The organism is Reyranella sp. (assembly GCF_036558665.1).
Lineage (GTDB): Bacteria > Pseudomonadota > Alphaproteobacteria > Reyranellales > Reyranellaceae > Reyranella.
Map to the genome: position 1 here is coordinate 1 of NZ_DATBFE010000076.1, position 17775 is coordinate 17775.

Annotated in this window: 15 protein-coding genes and 1 tRNA gene; 11 read left to right on the forward strand and 5 right to left on the reverse strand. The window is 66.1% G+C overall.

What is annotated here, in order from left to right; translation table 11 throughout:
• Positions 1 to 164 precede the first annotated feature (164 nt).
• The 3 genes from VH499_RS13180 to VH499_RS13190 form a co-directional block, all read right to left on the reverse strand.
• Positions 165 to 1322, reverse strand: a complete 1158-nt coding sequence (locus VH499_RS13180; protein ID WP_332053202.1) for an LLM class flavin-dependent oxidoreductase — start codon at positions 1320 to 1322, stop codon at positions 165 to 167.
• 350 nt (positions 1323 to 1672) lie between these two features.
• Positions 1673 to 1745, reverse strand: a tRNA-Ile gene (locus VH499_RS13185).
• Positions 1746 to 1782: 37 nt separating this feature from the next.
• Positions 1783 to 2490, reverse strand: a complete 708-nt coding sequence (locus tag VH499_RS13190; RefSeq protein ID WP_332053203.1) for a response regulator — start codon at positions 2488 to 2490, stop codon at positions 1783 to 1785.
• Between the two features lie 154 nt (positions 2491 to 2644).
• Between VH499_RS13190 and VH499_RS13195 the strand changes: the two genes are divergently transcribed.
• Both VH499_RS13195 and VH499_RS13200 read left to right on the forward strand, forming a co-directional pair.
• Positions 2645 to 4810, forward strand: coding sequence for a hybrid sensor histidine kinase/response regulator (locus VH499_RS13195; protein WP_332053204.1), 2166 nt, complete (start codon positions 2645 to 2647; stop codon positions 4808 to 4810).
• On the forward strand, positions 4807 to 5136 hold the full coding sequence (locus tag VH499_RS13200) for an Hpt domain-containing protein (protein ID WP_332053205.1): 330 nt from the start codon (positions 4807 to 4809) through the stop codon (positions 5134 to 5136). The genes VH499_RS13195 and VH499_RS13200 overlap by 4 nt, the downstream gene beginning before the upstream one ends.
• 11 nt (positions 5137 to 5147) lie before the next feature.
• Here the strand turns inward: VH499_RS13200 and VH499_RS13205 are convergent, their stop codons facing one another.
• Positions 5148 to 6056 carry a PaaI family thioesterase gene (locus VH499_RS13205; RefSeq protein ID WP_332053206.1) on the reverse strand — a complete coding sequence of 303 codons (909 nt, stop codon included), beginning with the start codon at positions 6054 to 6056 and terminating at the stop codon, positions 5148 to 5150.
• An 85-nt stretch (positions 6057 to 6141) separates the two neighbouring features.
• On the opposite strand from VH499_RS13205, the gene VH499_RS13210 reads away from it, so the two are divergent.
• From VH499_RS13210 to VH499_RS13230, 5 genes are all read left to right on the forward strand, one after another.
• Positions 6142 to 6933 carry an enoyl-CoA hydratase gene (locus VH499_RS13210; protein ID WP_332053207.1) on the forward strand — a complete coding sequence of 264 codons (792 nt, stop codon included), beginning with the start codon at positions 6142 to 6144 and terminating at the stop codon, positions 6931 to 6933.
• 212 nt (positions 6934 to 7145) lie between these two features.
• Entirely contained in the window at positions 7146 to 7859 is a 714-nt protein-coding gene (locus VH499_RS13215) for a CerR family C-terminal domain-containing protein (RefSeq protein WP_332053208.1), read from the forward strand.
• 4 nt (positions 7860 to 7863) lie between these two features.
• A complete protein-coding gene (locus VH499_RS13220; protein ID WP_332053209.1) occupies positions 7864 to 9441 on the forward strand; it encodes an efflux transporter outer membrane subunit in 1578 nt (525 codons plus the stop codon).
• Positions 9442 to 9465: 24 nt separating this feature from the next.
• Positions 9466 to 10584, forward strand: a complete 1119-nt coding sequence (locus tag VH499_RS13225; protein WP_332053210.1) for an efflux RND transporter periplasmic adaptor subunit — start codon at positions 9466 to 9468, stop codon at positions 10582 to 10584.
• A 13-nt stretch (positions 10585 to 10597) separates the two neighbouring features.
• Entirely contained in the window at positions 10598 to 13687 is a 3090-nt protein-coding gene (locus tag VH499_RS13230) for an efflux RND transporter permease subunit (protein ID WP_332053211.1), read from the forward strand.
• A 16-nt stretch (positions 13688 to 13703) separates the two neighbouring features.
• Here VH499_RS13230 and bla read toward each other — a convergent pair whose 3' ends face one another.
• On the reverse strand, positions 13704 to 14561 hold the full coding sequence (bla, locus tag VH499_RS13235) for a class A beta-lactamase (protein WP_332053212.1): 858 nt from the start codon (positions 14559 to 14561) through the stop codon (positions 13704 to 13706).
• Between the two features lie 106 nt (positions 14562 to 14667).
• Here bla and VH499_RS13240 point away from each other — a divergent pair, with 106 nt between their 5' ends.
• From VH499_RS13240 to murA, 4 genes are all read left to right on the forward strand, one after another.
• Entirely contained in the window at positions 14668 to 15600 is a 933-nt protein-coding gene (locus VH499_RS13240) for a LysR family transcriptional regulator (protein WP_332053213.1), read from the forward strand.
• Positions 15597 to 15752 (forward strand): hypothetical protein, encoded by a 156-nt coding sequence (locus tag VH499_RS13245; protein WP_332053214.1) that lies wholly within the window; start codon positions 15597 to 15599, stop codon positions 15750 to 15752. Before VH499_RS13240 ends, VH499_RS13245 begins: the two co-directional genes overlap by 4 nt.
• 168 nt (positions 15753 to 15920) lie before the next feature.
• Positions 15921 to 16475 carry a dCTP deaminase gene (gene dcd / locus VH499_RS13250; protein WP_332053215.1) on the forward strand — a complete coding sequence of 185 codons (555 nt, stop codon included), beginning with the start codon at positions 15921 to 15923 and terminating at the stop codon, positions 16473 to 16475.
• Between the two features lie 14 nt (positions 16476 to 16489).
• Positions 16490 to 17773, forward strand: a complete 1284-nt coding sequence (murA, locus tag VH499_RS13255) for a UDP-N-acetylglucosamine 1-carboxyvinyltransferase (protein WP_332053216.1) — start codon at positions 16490 to 16492, stop codon at positions 17771 to 17773.
• The last annotated feature ends 2 nt before the right edge of the window (positions 17774 to 17775 follow it).

Below are 17775 nucleotides of genomic sequence, written 5' to 3' on the forward strand. Positions count from 1 at the left end.
GCCCGTGACGCCGGCGTCGACCGTGTCGTCTTCGTCATTCCGCCCGAAGCCAGGGACAAGATCCTCCCCCTGCTCGACAAGGGCGCCGCGCTCATGCGCGGGGCGTGATGGCGGCGCTGCTTCTGGAACAGGAGGCCGTCGATATGCCGTCAGTTTGCATTGTGCTACTCGGCGGCAATCCTCGCTTCTCCGAAAGCCGGCATGATGTCTTGCGCGAACCAACGCAGCTGGTCCTTGAATTCCGTGGCGGCCAGCCCTTCGGCCCAGTGGATCATGAAGTCCTCCAGGCCGGGGTATTTGGCTTCGATTGATTTGATGGCTTCGATGACCTGGGCTGGCGTGCCGCAAAGCCACGCTCTTTGCTTCACGCCATCTCGGATCGAAGGGATCGTGGCCGGCGCGCCCGGTGTGCCCCAGGTCCGCCCCTGATCGTCCGCATAGCGCACGAAGCCGAACGGCGCGAACCACTTGTAGCGTTCGTCATGTGCCGGCTCGATACGCCTGATCGCCTCTTCCTGGCTGTCGGCAAGATAGAGGCCTGCCCCCCAGATCATGTCCTCGCCGAGCTGCTTGGGCCGGCCGTGGCGGGTGCAGGCAGCGTGGTACGCGCGCACGACATCGTCGAGGATCTTCTCGCCATTCAGGTCCACCATGGCCTTGAGGCCGTAGCGCGCCATCATGTCGATGGTCCGACCGCTGGCGATGGGCATCCAGATATCGACGGGCAGGTGCTTGGGGCGCGGCACCATCGTGATTTCCCTTAGCGGGTAGCCCCGGTAGTCGATCCGGGGCGGGCACTCGAAGTACTTGCCCTTGAAGTGGAAGGATTCCTCGTTGAAGCACTTCAGCAGGAGCTGAAGCTGCTCCTCGAAATACTCGCGGTTCGCCTCGGCATCGAGCAGCGGCGCCCCGAAGGTTTCCACCTCGCGACTATGGTAGCCGCGGCCCACGCCCATGATCACGCGGCCATCGGTTACAATGTCGGCCATGGCATAGTCTTCGGCCAGGCGGATCGGATGCCACATCGGCAGGATATTGAAGGCGCAGCCAAATTTCAGGCGCTTGGTCTGTGTGGCGAGCCAGAGGCCCAGTTGCACCAGGTTGGGCAGGCATTCATAGCCTTCGCGCTGGAAATGGTGCTCTGCTGTCCAAAGCGCGTGGTAGCCAAGGTCGTCCATGAGCCGAGCGACATCGCGGGCAGTGGCAAAGACCTCACTCAGGCGTTGGTTGGAATATCGGCGGTCATTCGCCGGAGTGCCATGGAGACCGACATTGTCGAGATCGATCTGACCCACGTACAGAGCGTGAAATCGCTTGATCATGTGACCCGTTCCTTCAATGACAAGGCTGTCGCGATGGCCGGTTTTCGCCGAGTCACCTTTTATTTTGACCGATCCGAGCAGGGCAGACCATGTCGCCTGATCTTCGAGACGATCACGAGAGGCCAACGGGCATCTAAGCAGGCGGCATTCGAAATAAGGATTTCTAGAAGGAGAGTTATGAGTCGATCTTCCTTGGGCTCCCGGAGAACACTGGTGCCGAAGGCGCATGAATTGCCGGCATTTCCCCGCAAATGGTCGGTTTCAGTCGATAGTCGAGAAGCAAAAAGAGCCGCGTTCGCGGCCCTTTCCGGTTCCTTACGTCGGATGGAAAAACGATCTCAGCTGGTCGGTAGGCCCGGCAGGATTCGAACCTGCGACATAACCGTTATGAGCGGCTCGTTCTGACCACTGAACTACGGGCCCTCCGGTGACCAGCGCCGGCCGGGGCCCGCTTTCTACCTCATTCGGCGGGCGGCACGAACATATAGCCGATGCCGCGCACGGTGCGAATGACGGTCGGCTTGTCGGGCGACGGCTCGATCTTGCGTCGGATTCGGGTGATCCGCAGGTCGATGGCGCGGTCGAACGGGTCGCGGGCGCGATGGCTGGTGGTCTCCAGCAGCCAGTCCCGGCTGAGCGGCCGGTTGGGGTTCTCGGCGAAGATCTTCAGAAGGTCGAATTCGCCGGCCGTGACGGGGACTTCCTGGCCGCCGTCGTCCTGCAGCGCCCGCTTGGTGAGGTCGAGCGTGTGGCGGCCCATCCGCACCCGCTCGATCCGCGGCGGCGTCGCCTTGTGGGCCGACCGGCGCAGCACACTCTTGCAGCGCGCCAGCAGCTCGCGGGGCTCGTAGGGCTTGGCGACATAGTCGTCGGCGCCGCTTTCCAGGCCCAGCACCTTGTCGACCGAATCGCCCGCGGCCGTCAGCATGATGATCCCCACCCGGGTGCTGCTTTCGCGCAGCCAGCGTGCGAGCGCAAAGCCGTCGTCCTGGCCGGGAAGCTGCACGTCGAGCAGCACGAGATCGGGCATGGCGCGCGACACCTGGCGGCGCATCTGGGCCCCATTTTCGACCGCGATGACCCGCAGGTCGTGGTTCATTAAATAGGTCTCGGCGGCCTTACGCTGGAATGCGTCATCCTCGACCAGTAAAACGGAAGGTTGTTGCATGGCTTGATCCGGAAATGAATAAAGTCTATGCCTGTAAAATACCAAGCTTTTGCAACAATTTATAGTCGATTCTTAAGGTCTTTGATACAGTAATGGGTCTCCCAGGGGGCCAAACACAACATGTTGGCATCCATTTTTCCCCAGCCGGTATCGTATGTCGCTCGCTCCTGAACCGGCAGGCGCCGCGCCTCTCTCGCCGCTCGAGGTCGCCAATCCCGCGCAGCAGGAAGCTTTTGTCCGCGCCGAGCTGATCCGCCGGCTGTTCGACGGCTCCAAGCAGTCGCGCTATTTCTCCTTCGTCCTGTGGCCGGTGATCGCCGCCATCTATTGGCGGCAGGTCGATCTGATGGAGCTGGTGCCGCCGTTCGTGGCGCATCTCGCCGTCACGGTCGCTTTCGACATCCTGCGCCGCAACTTCGCCCAGGCCAATCCGCCCGACGAGGAGGTGGTCCGCTGGGGCTGGTGGTTCGCCACGCTGTCCTTCCTGGCCGGCGCCTGCTGGGGCGTGGCGGGCTACATGCTGGCGTCGAAGGACTACGAGCTGCAGCGCATGCTGCTCGGGTTGGTGCTGCTCGCCACCATCACCACTGCCGTGCCGATCCGTTCGGCCCATCCGCCGACGTTCTACACCTTCGCGGTCGCGACCACGGCGCCGCTGCTGTTCGTGCTGCTGATCTCGGCGGATCCGTTCTACCAGCTCGTCGGCATCGCGGGCGGCGCCTATGTCGGCCATCTCATGGCCTATGTGCGCGATGTGCATCGCTGGCAGTACGACAATATCGCGCTTGCCTACCAGAAAGAGGAGCTGGCCCAGCGCCTGCAGGTCGCCTACGACGAGGAGCGGCTGGCGCGTGACGTCGCACTCGCGGCCAAGGCCGAGGCGGAGAAGGCCAACCAGGCAAAGTCGATCTTCCTCGCCACCATGAGCCACGAGATCCGCACGCCGATGAACGGCGTCCTCGGCATGATCGACGTGCTGGAGCGCACGCCGCTCACCTCCGAGCAGCGCGACGCGCTCGGCACCGTGCGCTACTCGGCTTCGGCGCTGTTGAAGATCATCGACGACATTCTCGACTTCTCCAAGATCGAGGCCGGCCGCCTCGATCTCGAGCGCATCGAGGTTTCGACCGTGGAGCTGATCGAGGGTGCGGCCGAGACGCTCGCGCCCCAAGCGGCGGCCAAGGGCGTCAAGCTGATCGCCTATGTGGCTGCGGGCGCGCCGGCGCGCGTGATGGGCGATCCGCTGCGCCTGCAACAGATCCTGTTCAATCTGCTCGGCAACGCGCTCAAGTTCACCGAAAAGGGGTCGGTGCGGCTCACGCTCGAGCGGGCGGACGAAGGCACGCTCTCCATCCGGGTCGCCGACACCGGTATCGGCCTCACGCCCGAGCAGCGGGAGAAGCTGTTCCAGCCCTTCGTCCAGGCCGACAACTCCACGACGCGCCGCTTCGGCGGCACGGGGCTCGGCCTCTCCATCGTGCAGCGCCTGGCCGAAGCCATGGGGGGCGGGGTCACGGTCGAGAGCTCGCCCGGCGTCGGCTCGGCCTTCACCGTTACCATGCGGCTCGACGAGGCGCCGTGCCCTGCGGCCGGCCCGCTGCCGCTCGAAGGTCTGACACTGGCGCTTTCACTGGCCGATCCCGAGGAATCGCGGGCCATCGCGCGCTATCTCACCGCGGCCGGGGCGCGTGTCGGATTGGGCGCGTCGGGCACGCCCTTCACCGGTATCAGCCTGATCGAGGCGGGTGCGCCCGAGCGCCGGGTCGCTCTGATCGACGGTCCGGCGCCGCGCAGTGGCGGCCTGCTGCAAGGCCTTGTCCGGCCGTGGCGGCGGGATGTTCTCGTCCGCGCGGTGACCCGCGCAGCGGGCCGGGCGCCCGTACTCGCCCGCGGCATCGATGCGGCAGCCGCGCCGGTGCGGACCGGCGGCCATGTGCTGGTGGTCGACGACAACTCGGTCAACCGCAAGATCCTGGCACGTCAGCTCGAACTGGCCGGCGCCTCGACGGACACCGCGGCCGGCGGCGACGAGGCGCTCGAGCTGTGGGGCAAGCGGCGCTACGACCTGGTGCTGGCCGACCTGCAGATGCCCGGCATGGACGGCTTCGAGCTGGCGCGCCGTATCCGCCAGGGCGAGCAGGCCGACCGGCGCGAGCGCACCCCCATCCTCGCCGTGACGGCAAGCGCGCTCGAGGAGCACGAGCGCAAGACGCGGGCGGTCGGAATGGACGGCCTCATCACCAAGCCGATCGGAATCGAGCAGTTGCGGGCGACCCTCGATGTCTGGCTGAAGGACGCCCGCACGGAGCACACGACATGAGCGAGGCATACGATCGCACGCGGCTCGTCGAACTGTTCGGCGACGATCCCGAGACGCTTGCCGAGGTCGAGCGCGAATTCCTCGACACCGCGCGTGGCGCCGAGCACGAGATCGAGGCGACCGACGACCTCGCTACCATCGCCCGAGCCGCCCATCGCCTCAAGGGCGCCTCCGGCATGATCGGCGCGGCCGCGTTGGGCGAGATCGCCGAAGCCGTGGAGCGAGCGGCCAAGGCACACGATCTCCTCAGCGTGCGCCGCATGCGCGACGTGTTCCGCCGCGAAGTCCAGCGCGTCGCCACGCAAGCCGGGCTTATGGCAGGTTAGATGGACGCATGTCACTTTCGCGGACGCAGCAGGATCGTGCCCGAATAGGAAAGCAGCGGCCTGCCATTCTGTTCCAGAAGGCCGCGCAGGAAAGCGAGCGTCTTGCCGTGGCGTGGAACCTCGACCCGGGTCGTGAGCGGTGACAGGGCGTCGCCCGCGGCCAGAAACTCGGCGGCGAACGAGACCGTGCTGGGCGCCATGCCCGTGACGGACGCGGCCGCCCGCGTCACCGCCGAATCCGCGAAGCTCATCATATAGCCGCCATGCAGCACGCCGCCCGAGTTGCACATATGCGGCAACGTCGGCTGAACGAGCGTGGCGCCGTCCACCTCCTTGCGCACGTAGGAAGGACCGATATGGCGCGAATAGACGCTGGCATTGGCCAGGAGCTCGAAGCCCGCAGGCACCGTCTGGCGCGGCATGCCCGAAAGCGCCGGATGCGAGGCAGCCTTGCGCGCCATCGCCTTGTCGCGGGCGACGTGCCGGCAGACGCCGGACCACAGCGCGATCACGCGGCCTTCCTGCGTGATGCTGCCGCGCGCGAAAGCGAGCCGCCCCGTCACCTGGAGCGGCTCGCCGCGCGCTTCCAGCGACGGCCCGACGCGGCCCGCGCTCAGGAACTCGACGGCGATGCTCACCGTCATCGCGAACGAGCTGTTGCTGCCGCCATCGGCGGCGCGGCCGGCAACGAGGCAGAGCGCGTAGTCGGCGAAGGTCAGGATCGCGCCGCCATGCACGCCGCCCGCATAGTTGGCGTGGCGTGATTCGGTCGGCAGCACGCAATGGACGCTGTCCTTCGCGCGCGCATCGCCCTCGATGCGGAAGTAGAACGGGCCGGTGTGATCCTCGAACGGATCGGGCGGCACGAACGTCGAATAGCAGGCAAGATCGATGGTAGCGGGGGCGGCGGCGTCAGGCATTCCGGTCGGCTCTTGTGAAGTTTCGCGAGCGCGCTCTATTAGAAGAAAATTCTCTCGCCGACAAAGAGCCACGGAGCGAAACCGCATGACGTCTGCCGCGCACAAGATCGAGGTTCGCCGCGAGCAGCGCGAGCGGGGCGCCGTCGTCCACGTGATCTACGACTATTCGCGGCGGCTGAACGTGCTGGGTCCCGCAGCGCTGCGCGACCTCGCCGACACCTTCCACACGCTGGCCAAGGATGACGACCTGCGAGTGGTCGTGCTGGCGGGGGCCGGCGGCCGCGCCTTCATCGGCGGCGCCGACATCAACCACATGGCGGCACTGCGCCAGGGCGAGGAGGGCCGTGCCTTCATCACCTTGATCCACAAGCTTTGCCAGTCGATCCGCGACTGCCCGGTGCCGGTGATCTGCCGCATGGAAGGCTATACGCTGGGCGCCGGACTCGAGGTGGCAGCGGCATGCGACATGCGCATCGCGGCCGACAATGCCTTCTTCGGCATGCCCGAGGTCAGGGTGGGCGTGCCGTCGGTGGTCGAGGCCGCCTTGCTGCCACGCCTGATCGGCTGGGGGCGCACCTCGCGTCTTCTGCTTACCGCCGAAACCATCGATGCCGCCCGGGCGGCGGCTTGGGGCATGGTCGAGGAGGTGGTTCCGGCGGCCGAGCTCGATACTGCGATCGAGCGGTCGGTACAGGCGGTTGTCGAAGGGATCTCGGCCGCGGTGCGCAGCCAGAAGCGGCTGATGAGGCGCTGGGAACGGCTGCCGCTCGATGAGGCGGTGCAAGCCGGCATCGACGCTTTCGCCCAATCGGTCGCCGAGGGCGGTCATGTCGAGCCCATGGCCGACTTCGTTCACCGCAGGAACAGGAGGAAGTAGCTGCCGGTGGTGCGGCGCCTCTTGTGAAACCATTGCGGCCAAACCAGATAGGTGCCGGTTCCGGTTTCGCACCGTTGCAAGGACTGTTTGCGCGACCAATGCGAAACAATTTTCACTAAATTATTCTCGTATCGACCAAATAATATCGGTCGATTGACATAGTTTCGCCTTGTCTATAGAGAGCCGCGCTGCTGCACCGCAGAGCGGACCGGATGACCCACAGCACACTACGTCAACGATCGGGAGCCTACGCCCGCGGCGAGGATACTCGCCGGCGAATCCTCGAAACGGCGCTCGAGATCTTCGCCGCCGAGGGCTACGAGGGCGCGAGCACGCGGCATCTGGCCGAACGTGCCGGCGTCAATCTGCCCGCCATTCAATACTATTTCGGCAGCAAGGAAGGCCTTTACCGCGCTGTCATCGAGCACATCGTGCAGCACAACGAGGCGCACATGGCGCCGCTGGCGGTCAAGGTCCGCGCGGCGCTGGCCCATCCGGACACGGCGGCGGAGGAACTGCTCGAACTCCTGTGCGAGATGCTGGAGGCGTTCGTCGCCCTGATCTCCGGCGGACGGCAAAACGAGAGCCGGCGGCTGCTCTACGCCCGCGCGGAGATCGAGCGCACTGCGGGCCTCGAGCTTCTGCACAAGACGGGGATGCGCCAGATCTTCGAGCCCTGTCTGGCGCTGGTCGCGCGGTTGCTCGGCCGGTCGACGGAGGATCAGGCGATCGTGTTGCGCACCGTGGCGCTGATCGGCCAGGTGACGATCTTCTGCAATCGCGGTGTGCGCGAGGCGCTCGGCCTCGATCTTTTCAGCGAAGAGCGCGTGCGCGCCGTGCAGGCGCTCGTGCGCTCCCACAGCAAAGCCATCATGCGCGATGCCATGGCGGCCTCGTGCCGGACCGAATCTCCGGACGGACACTAGTCGAATGACACGTTTTTCTTCTTCCTTCCTGTCGCGTGCGGCGCGCCGCGCCGGTCTCGGCTCGCTTGTCCTCGCGAGCCTGACCGCCGCCGGCTGCACGGTCGGTCCAGATTTCAAGCGGCCAGCCAAGCCCACGGAGACGGGCTATACGCCCGAGAGCCTGGCGCCCAAGACCGCGTCGGCCGGCGTCGCCGACGGCGGCGCCGCGCAGACCTTCGATCCCGGCGCGGACATTCCCGGCCAGTGGTGGGAACTCTATCGCTCGAGCGAACTCAATGCGCTGATCGATCAGGCGCTCAAGGCGAATCCCGATCTCGATGCTGCGCAGGCGTCTTTGCGGCAAGCCAACGAGCTTCTGTACGCCCAGCAAGGCGCGCTGTTCCCGACCATCAGTGCCAACGGCAAGGCCGAGCAGCAGAGGTTCAACGGCGCGACGACGGGACTGGTCGGCCCCGCGTCGGTGTTCGGCGTCACCACCGGTTCGCTCAACATCTCCTACAGCCCCGACGTCTGGGGCGGCACGCGGCGGTCGGTCGAGGCGCAGGCGGCACAGGCCGAGTTCGAGCGCTTCCAGCTCGAGGCGACCTATCTCACGCTTACCTCCAATGTCGTCGTGGCGGCGGTGAACCTCGCCTCGCTGCGCGCCCAGATCGCGGCCACCGAAGACATCATCCGGATCCAGACCGACTCGCTGCGCGTGGTGCAGACCCAGTTCGACCTGGGCGGCGCGGCGCGCTCCGACGTCCTGACGCAACAGGCGGCGCTCACGGCGACCCAGGCGCAGCTCCCGCCGCTGCAAAAGCAGCTCGCGCAGCAGCGCAATCAGCTGATGACACTGCTCGGAAAGCCGCCGACCGAGGATGCCGGACAGGGCCTGCGGCTCTCCACGCTGCACCTGCCGGAGGAGCTGCCGCTCAGCCTGCCCTCGCAACTCGTGGAGCAGCGGCCCGACGTGCGCTCGGCCGAGGCGCAGCTCCATACCGCCAGCGCCAATGTCGGCGTCGCCGAGGCCGCGCAGCTGCCGCAGTTCCAGATCAGCGGCCTGTGGGGCGTCGCGTCCGCAGGGTTCAGCACCTTCTTCGCGCCAGGCTCCGGCGTATGGAGTCTCGGCCTCAGTCTCGCCCAGACGCTGATCGACGGCGGGCAGCTCGAACACAAGAAGCTGGCGGCGGCGGCGGCCTACGACAAGGCGGCCGCGCAATACCGCAGCACCGTGCTGTCGGCGTTCCAGGACGTGGCTAACGCGCTGCGCGCGCTGCAGTCCGATGCGGACACGCTCAAGGCCACGGTGGCGGCCGAGCAGACGGCGCAGGCCAGTCTCAACCTCGCGCAGCAGCAGTATCAGCTTGGCGCGGTCAACTACCTGACGCTCTTGAACGCGCAGCAGCAGTACCAGAGCGCTCTGGTCAACCGGGTGCGGGCACAGGGACAGCGCTACGCCGACACAGCGGCGCTGCTCCAGGCGCTGGGCGGCGGCTGGTGGAACAGAACCGACGTCAGACCCGAATCGAAAGGCAAGCCGGGCGGCGTGGTCAACGTGCCGCCGGTGCAAGACGTCAAGCCGCCCCGCGCGGGGCACTGAAGGACGAAGGCTATGATCAAGCGAATGCTCATCATGTTGGTTCTGGTCGGCGCCACTCTCTTCGGGGTGTTCGGCTTCAAGAGCTTCGTCGACGGCAAGATCAGGGAAGCCATGTCCGGCATGGGCAACGTGCCGCAGACGGTGTCCGCCACCAAGGCCGTGGTGACCGACTGGCAGCAGCAGGTCGAGGCCGTGGGCACGCTGCGCGCCGTGAAGGGCGCGGATTTGTCGCTCGAGCTTGCCGGTGTGGTCGACAAGATCGAGTTCGAATCCGGCCACGATGTCGAGGCCGGCCAGGTGCTGCTGCGCCTGCGCAACGACGACGACGTGGCCAAGCTCGAATCGCTCGAGGCCATGGCCAAGCTCGCCCAGGTGACCTACGACCGCGACCTCAAGCAGTTCAAGGCCCAGGCGGTGAGCCAGGCGACGATCGATACGGACGCCGCCAACCTCAAGAACAGCCAGGCGCTGGCCGAGCAGCAGCGGGCGATCGTCGACAAGAAGACGCTCAGGGCGCCGTTCGCCGGCCACCTCGGCCTGCGCCAGGTCGATCTCGGCCAGTATCTCGCGCCGGGAACGGTGATCGTCACCCTGCAGGCACTGACGCCGATCTATGCCGACTTCCTGCTGCCGCAACAGGCGCTCGACAAGATCAAGGTCGGCCAGCCGGTGACGGCCAAGGTCGACACCTATCCGGACAGGACCTTCACGGGAAAGATCACCGCGATCAATCCCAAGGTCGATACGTCCACGCGCAACGTGCAGGTGCGGGCCGAGATCAGGAACCCCGACAAGCTTCTGACGCCCGGCATGTACGTGACGATCGATGCCGTGACCGGCACGCCGCGGCGGATGGTGACGCTGCCGCAAACGGCGATCAGCTACAATTCCTACGGCGATCTGGTCTATGTCGTCGAGGAAAAGGGCAAGGGTCCGGACGGCAAGCCGCATCTCGTGGCGCAGCAGACCTTCGTCGCCGTCGGTGCCACGCGCGGAGACCAGGTGTCGATCACCAAGGGCCTGAAGGAAGGCGCCATGGTCGTGACCGGCGGCCAGATGAAGCTGCGCAACGGCGTGCCGGTCGTGATCAACAACACGGTCGTGCCCAAGGACGATCCCGACCCCAAGCCGGTCGACCACTGAGGAACGGCGCGCCATGAAGTTCACCGACATCTTCATCCGCCGTCCCGTGCTGGCGACGGTGGTCAGCCTCATGATCCTGGTCGTCGGCCTGCGTTCGGTGTTCACGCTGCCGGTGCTGCAGTATCCGCAGACCGAGAACGCGGTCGTCACCGTGACCACGACCTACTACGGTGCCGATCCGGAGGTCATCGCGGGCTTCATCACCACCCCGCTCGAGCAGGCGATCGCGCAGGCCAACGGCATCGACTACATGACGTCGACCTCGATCAGCGGTGCCAGCACCATCACCATCTACCTGCGACTGAACTGGGACGCCAACAAGGCGATGACCGAGATCAACGCCAAGGTCAATTCGGTGTTGAATCGCCTGCCAGCCGGCACACAGCAGCCGGTGCTGACGGTGAAGGTCGGCCAGACCATCGACGCGATGTATCTCGGCTTCTCGAGCAGGACGCTCGCGCCCAACCAGATCACCGACTACATCACGCGTGTGGTGCAGCCGAAGCTGCAGGCCGTCGAAGGCGTGCAGACCGCCGAGATACTGGGCGGCAAGAACTTCGCGCTGCGCGCCTGGCTCGACCCGCAGAAGCTCGCCGCCTACGGCCTGACCGCGGCCGACGTGGCGATCCAGCTCTCCAGCAACGACTACATCTCGGGCCTCGGCTATACCAAGGGCCAGATGGTGCAGATGACGCTTACCGCCTCGACTGCACTGCGCTCGCTCGAGGAGTTCCGCAACCTCGTGCTGAAGCAGGAGGGCGGGGCGATCGTGCGCCTTTCCGATGTCGCCAGGGTGACGTTGGGTTCGGAGGACTACGAGAGCGAGGTCGGTTTCGACGGCGAGCAGGCGATCTATATCGGCATCCAGGTGGCGCCGGCGGCCAATCTGCTCAAGGTCGTCAAGGGCGTGCGCGCCATCTGGCCGGACATCGTCGCCCAGCTCCCGCAAGGGCTCGACGGCAAGATCGTCTACGACTCGACGGAGTTCGTGAACAGCGCGATCGACGAGGTGATCCGCACGCTCGTCGAGGCGTTGCTGATCGTCACGGTCGTGGTGTTCCTGTTCCTCGGCTCGCTGCGCTCGGTATTAATCCCGACAATCGCGATCCCGCTGTCGCTGGTCGGCGCCTTCTCGATGATGCTGGTCTTCGGCTTTTCCATCAACCTGCTGACCCTGCTGGCGCTGGTGCTCGCCATCGGCCTGGTGGTCGACGACGCCATCATCGTGGTCGAGAACGTGAACCGCCATCTGGAGGAGGGGATGAGGCCCATTCCCGCCGCCATCCAGGCGGCGCGCGAGCTCGGCAGTCCGATCATCGCCATGACCGTGGTGCTGGTCGCGGTCTACGTGCCGATCGGGTTCCAGAAGGGCCTGACGGGCGCGCTGTTCACCGAGTTCGCCTTCACGCTGGTGGGCGCCGTGACCATCTCCGCGATCGTGGCGCTGACGCTCTCGCCGATGATGTGTTCGCGCATGCTGAAACCGCATGGTGAGGGCGTGACCCGCTGGGAAGCGGGCTTCATCAGGTTCATCGACCGCAACTTCGATCGGCTGCGGCGCGGCTACGGGCGATGGCTCAACGGCAGCCTGAACTACCTGCCGGTGACGGCGGTCTTCGCCGTGATCGTGCTCGGCAGCATCTATTTTCTCTATTCGTCAATCAAGGCCGAGCTGGCACCGCAGGAGGACCAGGGCGTCGTCATCACGCTGGCGACGAACTCGCCCACGGCGACGATCGACCAGCGTCTGATGTACGCGCGGCAGGTCTACGAGATCTTCAAGAAGCATTCCGAGACGGACCACGTCTTCCAGCTCGACGTGCCCGGCCAGTCGATCGCCGGCATGGTGCTGAAGCCCTGGGACAAGCGCACGCTCACCTCCAACCAGCTCCAGCCGATCATCCAGCACGAGGTGGCGGGCATTGCCGGCGCGCAGGTGGTGGCCTTCCAGCTTCCGCCGCTGCCCGGCAGCACGGGCCTGCCGATCCAGTTCGTGATCACGACGACGGGCGGGTTCGGGCCGCTGAACGAGGTGGCGCAGAACTTCCTGCAGGAAGCCCTCAAGAGCGGCAGGTTCATCTTCCTGAACACCGACCTCAAGATCGACCAGCCCCAGGCCACCGTGCAGATCGACCGCGACAAGGCGGCCCAGCTCGGCCTCAAGATGAGCGACGTCGGCAGCGCGCTCGCCTGGATGCTGGGCGGCGGCTACGTCAACTACTTCAACCTCGACGGCCGGTCGTACAAGGTGATGCCCCAGGTGCAGCAGCGCTCGCGCCTGAACTCGGACCAGCTCCTGAACTACTACATCAAGGCGTCGGACGGGTCCTCGGTGCCGGTCTCCACGGTGGCGAAGATCGTCACCAAGGCGATTCCGGAATCGCTGAACCACTTCCAGCAGCTCAACAGCGCCACGATCCAGGGCGTCGCCTACCCCGGCGTCTCCCAGGCCGATGCCATCGCGTACCTTCAGGACCTCGCCGCGCGCACGCTGCCGGCCGGCTATTCGGTCGACTATGGCGGCTCGTCGCGGCAGTACATCCAGGAATCGGGCGGTTTCGTCACCACCTTCGCCTTCGCGCTGATCATCATCTTCCTGTCGCTGGCGGCGCTGTTCGAAAGCTTCCGCGATCCGCTGATCATCCTGTTCTCGGTGCCGATGTCGATCGCGGGCGCGCTGCTGTTCCTCATGGTGCTGAGCACGATGGGTGTGCTGGGCGCCACAATGAACATCTACACCCAGGTCGGCCTGGTGACGCTGATGGGCCTGATCAGCAAGCACGGCATCCTGATCGTGGAGGTCGCCAACGAGCAGCAGGCGCTCGGCAAGTCCAAGCGCGAGGCCGTTGTTTCCGCCGCCGGCATCCGCTTCCGGCCGATCCTGATGACCACCGCCGCGATGGTGCTGGGCGTGGTCCCGCTGATCATCGCCACGGGCGCGGGTGCGCTGTCGCGCTTCTGCATGGGCCTCGTGATCGCGTCCGGCCTCTCGCTCGGCACGCTCTTCACGCTGTTCGTCGTGCCGGCGGTCTACGTCATGCTGGCCGCCGACCATCACAAGGAAAGCCATGGCGAGGAAGCGCTGCCGGCGCCGGCGGAGTGACCGCGGCGCCGGTTGATCAGCCGAGCGCCGACACGACGGCGCGTCCCACGTCGGCGATGACGGCATCTTTCGCCGGACCATTGCCGGTGGCACCGGTGAGATAGACGGTCACGATCACCGGCGCGCGGCCCACCGGCCAGATCACGGCGATGTCGTTGGCCGTGCCATGCTCGCCGCTACCGGTCTTGTCGCCGATCCGCCAGCCATGTGGCAGTCCGGCGCGAAGGCGCGCATCGCCCGTCCGGGTGGCGATCATCCATACTGCCAGTTGTTCGCGCGACGCGGGCGCCAGCGCCGAGCCGAGCACCAGTTTCGACAGGGTGACTGCCATCGCATCGGGCGTGGTGGTATCGCGCGGGTCGCCGGGCAGTGCCTCGTTCAGCGTCGGTTCGGTGCGGTCGAGGCGGGTGCTGTGATCGCCCAGGCCGGCGGCAAAGGCGGTAAGGCCGGCAGGCCCGCCGATGTTGGCCAACAGGAGATTGGCGGCGGTATTGTCGCTCAGGGTTATCGCCGCTTCACAAAGTTGCCCCAGGGTGAGGCCCGTCCCAACGTGTTTTGCGGTCACCGGCGAATAGCTTGCGAGATCGGCCTTGGCGTATGTCACCCGCCGGTCGAGTCTCTCCTGTCCCGCATCGACTCGGTGCAGGAGTGCTGCTGCGGCGAGCACCTTGAAGGTGCTGCACATCGGGAAGCGTTCGCCGCCGCGCCAGCCCCGCATCCGCCCACCGCTGCCGTCGAGCAGCGCCACCCCTAGCCTACCGCCGCTGCCGGCCTCCAGCCGCTTCAGCTCTTCTTCGAAGCGCGTCGCAGCGCGGCAGGGGCCGGGAATGCCGGCCAGCATCAGCGCGGCCAGGAAATTCCTTCTGTCGATCATGTGTCCGGTCCTTTCGAGAGGGGCCTTCTTCGTCGCAGGGCCGGGACGCCGTTGACAAACCATCGTTGGTGACGCGAACCATAAGCGAAACTTGGGACAGAAAAGGTTGAACCGTCCGCTCCGGCTGTCGCAGCTTCCGCTCAATGCCTTGCATGCCTTCGAGGCATCGGCGCGGCATCTCAGTTTCACGCGCGCCGGTCTCGAGTTGCGCGTGACGCAGGCGGCGGTCAGCCAGCAGGTGAAGCGGCTGGAGGCCAGTCTCGGCGCTCGCCTGTTCATTCGCCTGCCGCGTGGGCTCGCACTCACGGATGAAGGCCAGGCCTTGCTGCCCGCGATCGAACGCGCCTTCCGCGGCATCAGCGAGACACTGGAACGTTTCCGTGACGGCCGTTTCAACGACGTCATCACCGTCGGCGTGGTCGGTACCTTCGCGACCGGCTGGCTCATGCCGCGATTGGCCCGGTTCACCAGGATGCATCCGCGCATCGACGTGCGCTTGCGCACCAACAACAATCGCGTGGACCTTGCAGGCGAGGGGCTCGATTGCGCCGTACGCTTTGGCGACGGTGCCTGGCATGCGACCGATGCCGAGCGGCTGTTCGAAGCGCCGCTGACACCGCTTTGCGCGCCGGCGCTGGCGGGAAAGTTGCGCAAACCCGCGGATTTGCGTCGCCAGACGCTCCTGCGCTCCTACCGGCCGGAGGAATGGGCGTGCTGGTTCGAAGCGACGGGAAGTGCGGCGCCCAGGAAGCAGGGACCGATGTTCGACTCCTCGGTGGCGATGGCCGAAGCGGCCGCGCGCGGGCTGGGCGTTGCGCTGTTGCCGGCGATGATGTTCGGCGAGGATCTGAAGCGCAAACGACTGGTGCGGCCATTCAAGGCGGAAGTCGCGCTCGGCGCCTACTGGCTCACGTCACTGCACTCGAAGCGACCGAGCGTGGCGATGGAGACGTTCCGCACCTGGTTGCTGGCCGAGGCGGCGAGTGTCAGGCCGGGGTCAGGCAAGATTGGCCCCGATCGTGTATCTTCGCGCCCATGAACAAGCCTCAAAAGCCCCTGTCAATGCCGCCTGCGGCGAAGGACGAGCGGGGCGAGCGCCTGGCCGCGGCCTTGCGGGAAAACCTCAAGCGGCGCAAGGCGCAGGCGCGCGCCAAGCAACGGAACGAGGGACAAGAGTCGACCAAAGATTGAGCGGCGGAGCCGGCTCGTCTAAAACTCTCCGGTCATCCCGGGCTGCTGTGTCGTCCCGAGCGAAGCGAAGGATCCTTGCCGACAACCCGAAGGATCCCCGGCTGCGCTCGCAATGACACGGTTTCCCTGGAGGGCGAGCCTCTCCCCCCTCTCGGAAACAAAAGAAGAATGACCATCCTTTCCGACCGCTGGATCCGCCGCATGGCACAGGAGAAGGGCATGATCGAGCCCTTCATCGACGCCCAGAAGCGGGACGGCATCATCTCCTATGGTCTGTCGTCCTATGGTTATGACGCCCGCGTCGGCAACGATTTCAAGATCTTCACCAACGTCGATTCGGCCGTGGTGGACCCCAAGAACTTCGCCGAGAACAGCTTCGTCGACCGTACGACCGACGTGTGCATCATCCCGCCCAATTCCTTCGCCCTCGCCCGCACGGTCGAATATTTTCGCATCCCGCGTGACGTGCTGGTCGTGTGTGTGGGCAAGTCGACCTACGCCCGCTGCGGCATCATCGTGAACGTGACACCGCTCGAGCCCGAATGGGAGGGTCATGTGACGCTCGAATTCTCCAACACGACGCCCTTGCCGGCGAAGATATATGCCAACGAGGGCGCGGCGCAGTTCCTATTCCTGCAGGGCAACGAGCCCTGCGAGGTCTCCTATCGCGACAAGGCCGGCAAGTACCAGGGTCAGCGCGGCGTCACGCTGCCCAAGATCTGAGCGGGAGGACGGACATGGATCGTATCCGCATCAGGGGCGGCCGCCAGCTCAAGGGGGAGATCGTCGTCTCCGGCTCCAAGAACGCCTGCCTGCCGGCGATGGCGGCGGCATTGCTCACCGACAAGCCGCTGGTCCTCAAGAATGTCCCGCGGCTGGCCGACATCGCCACCATGATGCAGCTCCTGCGGCAGCACGGCGTGGAGATCGAGGCGGCCCCGGGAGAGAACGGCCACGCCCACGGGACCAGGCTCACGCTCAAGGCGGGCAAGATCACCTCCACCACGGCGCCGTACGACATCGTCCGCAAGATGCGCGCGTCGGTGCTGGTGCTCGGTCCGCTGCTGGCGCGCGAAGGCGAGGCGCGCGTGTCGCTGCCCGGCGGCTGCTCGATCGGTGCCCGGCCGGTCGACCTGCATATCGCGGGACTGAAGGCCATGGGTGCCAGGATCGACATCGACGGCGGCTACATCGTCGCCCGGGCGCCCAAGGGATTGACGGGAGCGCGCTTCACCTTCCCGAAGGTCTCCGTCGGTGCCACCGAGAATCTGGTGATGGCGGCGGCGCTCGCCAAGGGCACGACGGTGATCGACAATGCCGCGCGCGAGCCCGAGATCATCGATCTCGCCGAGTGCCTGACGAAAATGGGCGTACCGATCGCCGGCATCGGCAGCGAGACGCTGACGATCGAGGGCGTCGAGCAACTGAAGCCCGCCACGCATGTCGTCATTCCCGACCGAATCGAAGCCGGGACCTACGCCATGGCCATCGCCATGACGTCGGGCGACGTCGAACTCCTGGGTGGCCGTCTCGACCTGATGGAGGCGGCCGCCCAGAGCCTGCGCGCGGCGGGCGTCGTGTTGGAGAAGACCAATCGCGGCTTCCGGGTGCGCCGCGCCAACGGTGAGTTGCACGGCGTCGACGTCATGACCGAGCCGTATCCGGGATTCCCGACCGACCTGCAGGCGCAGATGATGGCTCTGATGACCCGCGCCGACGGCGCCTCGATGATCACGGAGACGATCTTCGAAAGCCGCTTCATGCACGTGCCCGAGCTGATGCGCATGGGCGCCAACGTCACGATCCATCACGAGTCCGCGCTGGTGCGCGGCGTGCCGAAACTCCGCGGCGCGGAGGTGATGGCGACGGATTTGCGCGCGTCGGTGTCCCTTGCCATCGCTGGTCTGGCGGCCGAGGGCGAGACGACCCTGCACCGCGTCTATCATCTCGATCGCGGCTATGAGCGGCTGGAGGAGAAGCTCGCCGCCTGCGGCGCCGAGATCGAGCGGCTGAAGGGCTGACG

Excerpts from the sequence above, each read along its gene's own strand:
- VH499_RS13180 (WP_332053202.1), bottom strand. The coding sequence starts at position 1,322 with ATGATCAAGCGATTTCACGCTCTGTACGTGGGTCAGATCGATCTCGAC.
- VH499_RS13190 (WP_332053203.1), bottom strand. The coding sequence starts at position 2,490 with ATGCAACAACCTTCCGTTTTACTGGTCGAGGATGACGCATTCCAGCGT.
- VH499_RS13195 (WP_332053204.1), top strand. The coding sequence starts at position 2,645 with ATGTCGCTCGCTCCTGAACCGGCAGGCGCCGCGCCTCTCTCGCCGCTC.
- VH499_RS13200 (WP_332053205.1), top strand. The coding sequence starts at position 4,807 with ATGAGCGAGGCATACGATCGCACGCGGCTCGTCGAACTGTTCGGCGAC.
- VH499_RS13205 (WP_332053206.1), bottom strand. The coding sequence starts at position 6,056 with ATGCCTGACGCCGCCGCCCCCGCTACCATCGATCTTGCCTGCTATTCG.
- VH499_RS13210 (WP_332053207.1), top strand. The coding sequence starts at position 6,142 with ATGACGTCTGCCGCGCACAAGATCGAGGTTCGCCGCGAGCAGCGCGAG.
- VH499_RS13215 (WP_332053208.1), top strand. The coding sequence starts at position 7,146 with ATGACCCACAGCACACTACGTCAACGATCGGGAGCCTACGCCCGCGGC.
- VH499_RS13220 (WP_332053209.1), top strand. The coding sequence starts at position 7,864 with ATGACACGTTTTTCTTCTTCCTTCCTGTCGCGTGCGGCGCGCCGCGCC.
- VH499_RS13225 (WP_332053210.1), top strand. The coding sequence starts at position 9,466 with ATGCTCATCATGTTGGTTCTGGTCGGCGCCACTCTCTTCGGGGTGTTC.
- VH499_RS13230 (WP_332053211.1), top strand. The coding sequence starts at position 10,598 with ATGAAGTTCACCGACATCTTCATCCGCCGTCCCGTGCTGGCGACGGTG.
- bla (WP_332053212.1), bottom strand. The coding sequence starts at position 14,561 with ATGATCGACAGAAGGAATTTCCTGGCCGCGCTGATGCTGGCCGGCATT.
- VH499_RS13245 (WP_332053214.1), top strand. The coding sequence starts at position 15,597 with ATGAACAAGCCTCAAAAGCCCCTGTCAATGCCGCCTGCGGCGAAGGAC.
- dcd (WP_332053215.1), top strand. The coding sequence starts at position 15,921 with ATGACCATCCTTTCCGACCGCTGGATCCGCCGCATGGCACAGGAGAAG.
- murA (WP_332053216.1), top strand. The coding sequence starts at position 16,490 with ATGGATCGTATCCGCATCAGGGGCGGCCGCCAGCTCAAGGGGGAGATC.